We start from the raw sequence: 7,779 nt of genomic DNA, 5'->3' as shown, positions 1-7,779 counted from the left end.
ACGACGAACTGGCATCGTTCACCATCGAACTGTTCGCGAATATCGAGCACCATTGTCCAAACGGCGGCGATTTCTCCATTCGGTACCGGATCGAGCATGGCCAACTGGTCATAGTACAGACGAACACGGCTGGCGGGAATGGCAGAGACACACGCTCCGGCAGGGGGCTGGCATTGCACCGTCGCATTATCGAGTCGATGGGCGGGAAATTGACATACGCAACGGACGAAGATGTCTGGATGTTGCGTGCCACTTTCGTACTTTCTCCCCACTGATGTATCTCGTTCCTGGCGCTGGACCGCGCAACTCGCGTCGAATCAATCGCGCGCCTGTCATTGAACAATGACAGAACATGGATTTGCCTGTTGCTCATCGGTACCGTTCCAGCCAGTAATCAAAACTGGCGGAGGAGAAACCGATGCAACGATGGATGAACATCGTCATAGTGCTGTTGTTGACGCTGATGAGCGTGGCGACCGCGATGCTTTCATTATCAACGCTAAGCGACCGGTATTCCCGGATAATCAGCGATTACCCGCAGCAGAGCCGATCCGTATTCCTCACGGACATTGCGCAAGAGAACAGTGATTCCGCTCTCGACCTGCTCAAAACCAAGGTCGCCGGCGCCCATGGGGTCATTATTCGCGCGGACAGCAAGCTCGCCGACAATGATGAGGGAGCAGCTTGCGGGTATCTCATCGGTGTCTTCGGGGATATCCAAAGGCACCCCGATGATGTGCGGCTCACCGCTTTCGGGAGCACCGTGCTCGATGCAACGACACTGTCGAAGCTCCTTCGTGCTGAACAGCATGCAACGTTGGGGCTGGACCAGAATCGCGCCGATAGGATCGCCGACCTGCCCAACGTGCGATACGGAACCAGCGTGACCGTCATGCAACTGGACAGACTCACGGAACGCTCCGGCACAGTGAACGGAGAATACCGGATTATAGGACTATCGCAATCACAATATGATGCGCTCGTCTCCAGTCTGAGTGCGGCGACAGGAATCAGCACCGAACGTCTGCAACAGCCCCTTCACGGCTCCGATACCACCGATAATCTCCAACGTACCATCGCCGAATGCCTCCTCGCTGCCGCCACCATACTGCTCACCGTCATCCTGGTTCTCGGCGCCTACCAACAATTCAGTACACTGGGAATCCACATCATGCTGGGCTGGTCTCGCATCGGATACGCCTGGATGGAATACCAGCCAATGCTGCTATGGTCACTGGTCACGCTGCCGATTATCGCCGCATGCGTGTTCTGGGGTGTCACATCGTTCCCTATTTCAGGGCAGCTGACCGCATACTGCCTGACACGCGGCATTGTCGTATGCGCACTTGCCCTTCTCGCAGCCTGCCTCGGATCATGCGTATTCCTGACCGTTCATCCAGTCGATGCCATCCGCAACCGGATATCGAAGCGAGGGCTGCTCGTCGTGCTTGTCATCCTGTATTGCTGCTCATCGGGCGCGTTAGTAGCCGGCGGCACCGCCATGGACAGCCCGATGCGTGAAGTCCAGCATCTCAGCGCGATACGCGCCTCATGGTCGCCCTATCGGTCGATGCGGCTGCTGTACCATGAGACGCCCGGAACGAACCAAAGCAGTTTCACCGGGCAATCAAGCGAGCACTTCAAAGAAACCTACGAATGGTATTCCTCCATCGCCGGCCAACAAGGCGTGTATATCGCGAATATGACGCATTACAACGAAGACAATCTCCAATCGTGGAAAACCATCTACCATGCCGCTCCGGAACAACCGTTCTGGCAGCTCGACGCATCCCCAAACTATCTGACTGATCAAGGGTTTGCTATCCCCCAGGGGGTTACGGACCGGGCAAAACGCGGCGAGCGCATCTTCCTCATACCTGACACGTGGACCGCCCGGCAGCGCACAGCCATGGAAACATACCAGAGGCTGGATAGCGAGCACAACGCCGAGTGGAAAGGATCGATTGTCACGTCGTACATGAAGCATCGCGATATCAGTTTCGTGACCTATCATCCGTCCGTCAAACTGTTCACGTGGAATACCGACGGTACATTGCCCAATTGGACAACCGACCCGGTCATACTCGTATGCACCCCCGAAAACATGACACCATTCGAGGGAGAGAATCTCAGCGCCGTTGGTCTGGACAACAGCATGATCAAGCTCAGCGAGCCGGCCGCGCAACGATATACGACCCGACGGTATTTTGCGCAATATCATCTGGAAGACAACAATCCGCAGTATATTCCGGTCGATGATTTCATCGCCGGCCTGACGAAGACCGCAACCCAGACCATTCAGTTCTTCGGTTTGGCCATGGCGTTCCTCGCAGCGCTCGAACTGGTGCTGTCCATAGCGATGTGCCGGATTTTCGCGGCCACGTACCGTACCCGTATCGCGGTCAAACGGCTGCTCGGATACCCGCTGGTCAGCATCTTTGCGCCCACGTTCATCACCGTCGTGCTGGTATCGACGATGTCCATCGCCATCGCGGCTTTCATTCATTCCACGGCGGCATTCGCATTCACCGCGCTTCTAGCAGTACTCCAGACCGTCATCCTCCTGTCGGACGCGCGACGAATCGCAACCAAGGAACTGGCCACCATGATCGCGCAGGAATAATGCGCCTACGTACCTTGCCGCCGAAAGCATGACCCATCATCCGAATCATCATCCGAAAGGCATCATCATGACGACACAAATCGGGCAGCCCATAGTGGACATCCAGGACGTCTCCAAAACCTTCGCGAACCGAACCGTGCTGGAACATGTCACGGCATCCGTGGCATGTGGGGAGAGCCTAGCGATTACCGGCCCATCAGGCTCGGGAAAATCGACACTGCTCAACATGATTGGACTACTGGACGAGCCGACAACAGGTCGCATCTGCTTTGAGGGCTACGCATATCCCGGCATGAATTCCGCCGCAGCGACCCGTATGCGTCGCAACCGCATCAACTACCTGTTCCAGTCCTACGCCCTCATCACCGATATCACCGCATTGGACAATGTGCTACTCGGATTGAAATATGCGCCAGGCAGTACAGAAGATAAGCGCGACAACGCTGTAAATCTGCTTCAACGACTCGGCTTGGGACAAGTTATCAACGACCGTGTCATGACACTTTCCGGCGGCGAACAACAACGCGTTGCTCTCGCCCGATGCATGCTCAAGCCCGGAGACCTGATTCTCGCAGATGAACCAACAGGAGCCCTTGATCCACATCTTGCCCATGACATGTTCAGCCAGATGCTGCAACTCCAACGCGATTTCGGGAAGACCTTGGTTGTTGTCACGCACGACGAAACAATCGCCCAGCGCTGCGACAGGCGACTGTGCCTCGCACGGGAGGCGTCAGGCAGAACCACGCTGGAGGCGGTCCGAGAGATTGCTGGAACCGGTGCGGCGCAGATGTGTAACGCAATCGCAAACCCTAAGTAGGGGGCGGCGTGAGCCAACCTTTGGCAGGTCGGCGTGCAAGGATTGGCTCACACAACAGGCTGTCAGGCGGGCGGAATGACTGAATTGCGTGTTCCGCCCGCCAGTTTGTGAGCGAATCCTCACACGGCCGCGACCGACAGCCTCCGAAACCGTAGCCCGGGACGCGCAGGCGCCCACTGTGTGAGCGCATCCTCGCACAACCACGCTTGACGACACCAAATCAGACTGCCGCAGCCGCCTTGGGGGCCACATTGTGAGTCAATCCTCACATACCCGCCCTCTGAGGAGTCAGGCTCTTTCGCCCGGCAGCGTCAGCATGCCATTGTGTGAGTCAATCCTCACACAGTGACCACCCCTAGCCGTCAGATTGGCAGTTTGGCACTGGCGACGCGTCCAGTCTGTGAGCCAATCCTCGCATGAGGGCTATCAGGCGACGCCATATCAGCAATCCCAAGTCCCAGCAGCCCACTGTGTGAGCGAATCCTCACACACAATCTCACGCACAAACAAGCTCGGGGCTGCGCAGCCGACAGATCGTCGACCGCACAGCCCTGAACCGCATTCAGGAACCGCGCCGCATCCCCTACTGCAGCTGGTAGGTGTGCGAGACCTTGGCGCCCGAGAAGTCAAGGGTGCCACTCACTTCAACATCCACCGGAGAATCATCCTGGAGCACGTAGCCAACGCTCACCTGCTGAGTGGCACCGGGCTGAATCTCCTGAAGGCTGGCGTTGGAATCATAGCCAGCCGGCGCTTCCGTATAGATCGCCATGTCAAGCTCCTTGCCGTTTTGGAAAGCCTTCGCCGACGTTGCCACCGAGAACACTTGGTTCTTGTCGGTGTTATTCGTCCACTCGTAGGTCACCAGCACGGTCGGCTGGCCGTTATAGTCGGCCCCGGACTTGGCGGCAGACACAATCTTGACATGAAGCTTGCCAAGATCACCCTCGGTATCCTGCGCCCCAGACGCCGCCGCGGAGGAAGATGAATCACCGCTGTCCTTCTTCGCGCCGGACGAGGCGGACTGGGATGTGGTGGAAGACGTGCCGAGCGCATCATCGAGCGCCTTGCCTGTCGCCTGCTGCATCACCAGTGTGATCACCATCGCGAGAACCGTCAGGATGACCGCGGCAATCGCAAGTCCCCTGCCGCGACGCTTGCCACCCCGCTTGGTCGCGACCAAACCGATAATGCCGAACACCAAACCGATGATGCCAAGAATGAACGCGACATTGTTGATAATCGGAATGAAACTGAAGATGATGCCAATAATGCCAAGGACCAGACCTGCGACCGCGCTGGCACTCAGCTTGCGCGGGACGTCATCATCCGGGTCGCCGCCTGGCACAGGCTGCGGGTACACGGTGTTCGGCGGGAGCGTCCCGGGAGTCGCCGGCATCGTGGGTGCAGCTTGCGGCTGCGGTGAGTATACGGTCTGAGGGCTGCCGTACGGCTGAGTCCCATACTGTTGGTTGTCGTCCATGTCATCCTCGCTTTTCTCTTCCGATCAGGACAATCCCCACGCTACGGGCTGGGAAGAGAAGCGGAAAGTGTACGACAGGCCGTGCCGATATGCCCGAAAGGACAATGGCGGCGCGACAATTCACTGAGTACAGTGGACGGCATGAGCGAAGCAGGAGGGTATCCGGGCGGCGAACCCGACAAGCAGATGGGTGCGGGGACCATCGGGTCATTGGGGACAGCAGGAACCCCTCAGACACCTCGTGCTATGCCATCCGCACCAGTCGGGCATCAATCACCATATGGTTACGGCGGCGGCCCATCACAGGGCACGTTCCAAGGTGCATACCAGTACCGGCAGCCGTACGCAACACAGCAACCCCGGCGGTTTCAGCAACCAGCGCAACCGGCGCAGCCTCAGCCTCAGCAACCGCAACCAGCGCAATCGTATATGTTGCAACACCCGTACACGACGCCTCGCCAGCAAGCCGGAAGAACCGATACCGGTGCATCGGGCAACGGGAAAACCCGCCGCATCACCATCACAACGGTGATGCTCGCATGCGCGATTGCCTGCGGAATCGTGCAACCGGCGTTCATCTACGAAGGCATGTCCGCATGGCACAACGATATCGGCATGTTCTGGTCGTTGATTGGCTTGGTCGCCGGCGCCGCACTACCCTTCCTGCTGCGCAACCGCGACGAGAAACCGGAATTCGTTTGCCTGATCACCGCGATAATAACCATCTGCCTGCCAATCAGCCCGCTCACCACACTTATGGCACAAAGCGCGCTGATTGCTCGTCGCGACCCGGACCGCCGCATCTACGGGCTCATCGCGCTCAGCAGCGCGGCAACCGTCATCTCCCGTCTGCGCGATGCCTTGATGCCAGCCGAATACTCCATCATCGGCACCATGTTGTCCAGCACCAACGATCAAGGACACGTCGTCCACGCGGCGAGCCAACCGAGCATGCTGTGGTCAGGCTTGCTTCTCGCCGTGATATCCATCGCCATCGCGGTAATTGTCGGCGTGGCGAACCGCAACACTTCACGCGCGCGGCGAGCCCAACGGCAGGCAGCACAACAGCAGGATCGCGCGCAGATGCTGCAATCCGACCTTGCTGATCAGCAACTGGCGGACGCCATCGCCACGGAGGCGCATGACACGCTCGCGCACAGCCTGTCGCTCATAGCGGTCAACGCCTCTGCCCTGCAAGTGCAATGCGGGACGCTCGAAACCGGCAATATCACCGACCAGCAACTACACGACATAGCGCAACGCGCCGAAGATATCCGCAAGCAGGCGGCGGGGGCGTTGGACGAAGCACACAGCATCATCGATTTGCTGCGCAATCCGAACAAAGCCCGGCAAACGCTTGGCCCGGACGATACTACGTCGCTGTCACGCGAATCGTTAAGCGGCCTGATTGCTGACGCGAAAGCTGCGGGCACGCACATCGACACTTGGATCGACATCCAGGACATGGGCACCATCCACCCGGATATCGCGAAAATCGCCTACCGCACAGTCCAAGAGGGACTCACCAATGCGCGACGGCACGCCCCCGGACAGCCCATCGAGCTGGAGGTCACCTGCTCTGCCGAACGCGGCATCGGCGTGCATATCAGCAATCCGACCGGCATGCAGGCGCAGGGAGATGCCACCGACAACAGGAACGGGAACGCGAACGGCACTGGCATCGAAAACACAGCCGGCAACGAGCCGGGCAGCACACCAGCAGGCGGCAACGGCTTGCGCGGCATCCGCCAACGCGTGGTGGCATCCGGCGGTACGTGTACATGGGGAACCGACCAGCGCGGCATCTTCCACCTTGATGTGGCGCTTCCCTCGGCAGATGCCCGGCAACAGGCATCCGAGGCAGACCCCCCAGTAACAGACATCGCACACTGAACGGCAAAATCGCCGGCATCAGCATCTCCGGTATCATGGAGCCGTGCGGACGCAAGAGAAGATCGAACAACCTGATGATACGGCGGAGGGCGACGATGCCCCGATCACCGTGGTCATCGCCGACGACGACCCCATGATTTGCCAGACCATGGCGTTGATCCTGCAGGACTATTCCCGCGGTCGAATCCGCGTCCTCGACACGTGCGCAGACGGCATGCAGGCCGTTGCCGCCACCGAACGCGACCATCCAGACGTCGTCCTTATGGACATCGACATGCCCGCCATGGACGGGATCGAAGCCACCGACCGCGTGCGACGCGTCAGCCCGGGCACGCACGTATTGATCCTCACCTCGCTCAGCCCGCAACGCACGGTGGAACGCGCCGTGGAAATGGGTGCGGAAGGCTTCATTTCAAAAACCGACGCACCGCAAACCATCATCGAACGCATCATCGCCGTATGTCTGGGCGAGCCGCAATTCAATCAGGCCGCGCAACGCCAGTTACTGGACGATATGGCGAGCGCACGGTTCAACGCCCGCGAAGACGAAGCGAAACGCATGCTCGACAGCTTGCCCGAGCGGGAGCGGGAAACCGTAATCCTAGCAGCGCAAGGCATGAGCAATCAGGAAATCGCCGAACGGATGTTCATATCCGAACGCACAGTAAAAGCGCATTTGTCCAGCGCCAGCGAACGCTTGAGCATGAACCGGGTGCAGCTGGCGAGGCTGGTGGAGCGGGCCGGACGGTAAGCGTGGAGGGCAAACGTCGTCTGTGGCACCGCTATCAACGCCAGGATTCGCAGTGCGGGAGGCGCTTTGCCAAGGCGGGGGTCACCTTCACGGCGGTCCAGACAGAACGCACGCAAATCACGCACAGATAGATAGCGAACAGATTGGCTCCCATACGAGCGCTGATAGAGCCGGCGATCCACGTGCCGGCGGGGGTCAGACATGCCGCG

Annotated in this window: 6 protein-coding genes; 5 read left to right on the top strand and 1 reads right to left on the bottom strand. The window is 59.1% G+C overall.

Annotated elements, in window-relative coordinates; all coding sequences use genetic code 11:
• The 3 genes from ACI38B_RS04945 to ACI38B_RS04935 all read left to right on the top strand — a co-directional run.
• Positions 1-275, top strand: a 275-nt coding sequence (locus ACI38B_RS04945; protein ID WP_439729779.1) for an ATP-binding protein, incomplete at its 5' end; no start/stop codon positions are given.
• 155 nt (positions 276-430) lie between these two features.
• Positions 431-2,623: a hypothetical protein gene (locus ACI38B_RS04940; protein ID WP_439729778.1), complete on the top strand. Its 2,193-nt coding sequence runs from the start codon at positions 431-433 to the stop codon at positions 2,621-2,623.
• 67 nt (positions 2,624-2,690) lie between these two features.
• A complete protein-coding gene (locus ACI38B_RS04935; protein ID WP_404441170.1) occupies positions 2,691-3,443 on the top strand; it encodes an ABC transporter ATP-binding protein in 753 nt (250 codons plus the stop codon).
• Positions 3,444-4,026: 583 nt separating this feature from the next.
• On the opposite strand, the gene ACI38B_RS04930 is transcribed toward ACI38B_RS04935, so the two are convergent.
• Positions 4,027-4,926, bottom strand: coding sequence for a DUF5067 domain-containing protein (locus ACI38B_RS04930; RefSeq protein ID WP_273304093.1), 900 nt, complete (start codon positions 4,924-4,926; stop codon positions 4,027-4,029).
• A gap of 429 nt (positions 4,927-5,355) precedes the next feature.
• Between ACI38B_RS04930 and ACI38B_RS04925 the strand changes: the two genes are divergently transcribed.
• Both ACI38B_RS04925 and ACI38B_RS04920 read left to right on the top strand, forming a co-directional pair.
• Positions 5,356-6,819, top strand: coding sequence for a sensor histidine kinase (locus ACI38B_RS04925; protein ID WP_439729777.1), 1,464 nt, complete (start codon positions 5,356-5,358; stop codon positions 6,817-6,819).
• 43 nt (positions 6,820-6,862) lie between these two features.
• Positions 6,863-7,570 carry a response regulator transcription factor gene (locus ACI38B_RS04920; RefSeq protein WP_439729776.1) on the top strand — a complete coding sequence of 236 codons (708 nt, stop codon included), beginning with the start codon at positions 6,863-6,865 and terminating at the stop codon, positions 7,568-7,570.
• Positions 7,571-7,779 lie beyond the last annotated feature (209 nt).

The organism is Bifidobacterium sp., from assembly GCF_051876855.1.
Lineage (GTDB): Bacteria > Actinomycetota > Actinomycetes > Actinomycetales > Bifidobacteriaceae > Bifidobacterium.
This window is presented reverse-complemented; position numbering and strand designations above follow the sequence as displayed.

Excerpts from the sequence above, each read along its gene's own strand:
- ACI38B_RS04940 (WP_439729778.1), top strand. The coding sequence starts at position 431 with ATGAACATCGTCATAGTGCTGTTGTTGACGCTGATGAGCGTGGCGACC.
- ACI38B_RS04935 (WP_404441170.1), top strand. The coding sequence starts at position 2,691 with ATGACGACACAAATCGGGCAGCCCATAGTGGACATCCAGGACGTCTCC.
- ACI38B_RS04930 (WP_273304093.1), bottom strand. The coding sequence starts at position 4,926 with ATGGACGACAACCAACAGTATGGGACTCAGCCGTACGGCAGCCCTCAG.
- ACI38B_RS04925 (WP_439729777.1), top strand. The coding sequence starts at position 5,356 with ATGTTGCAACACCCGTACACGACGCCTCGCCAGCAAGCCGGAAGAACC.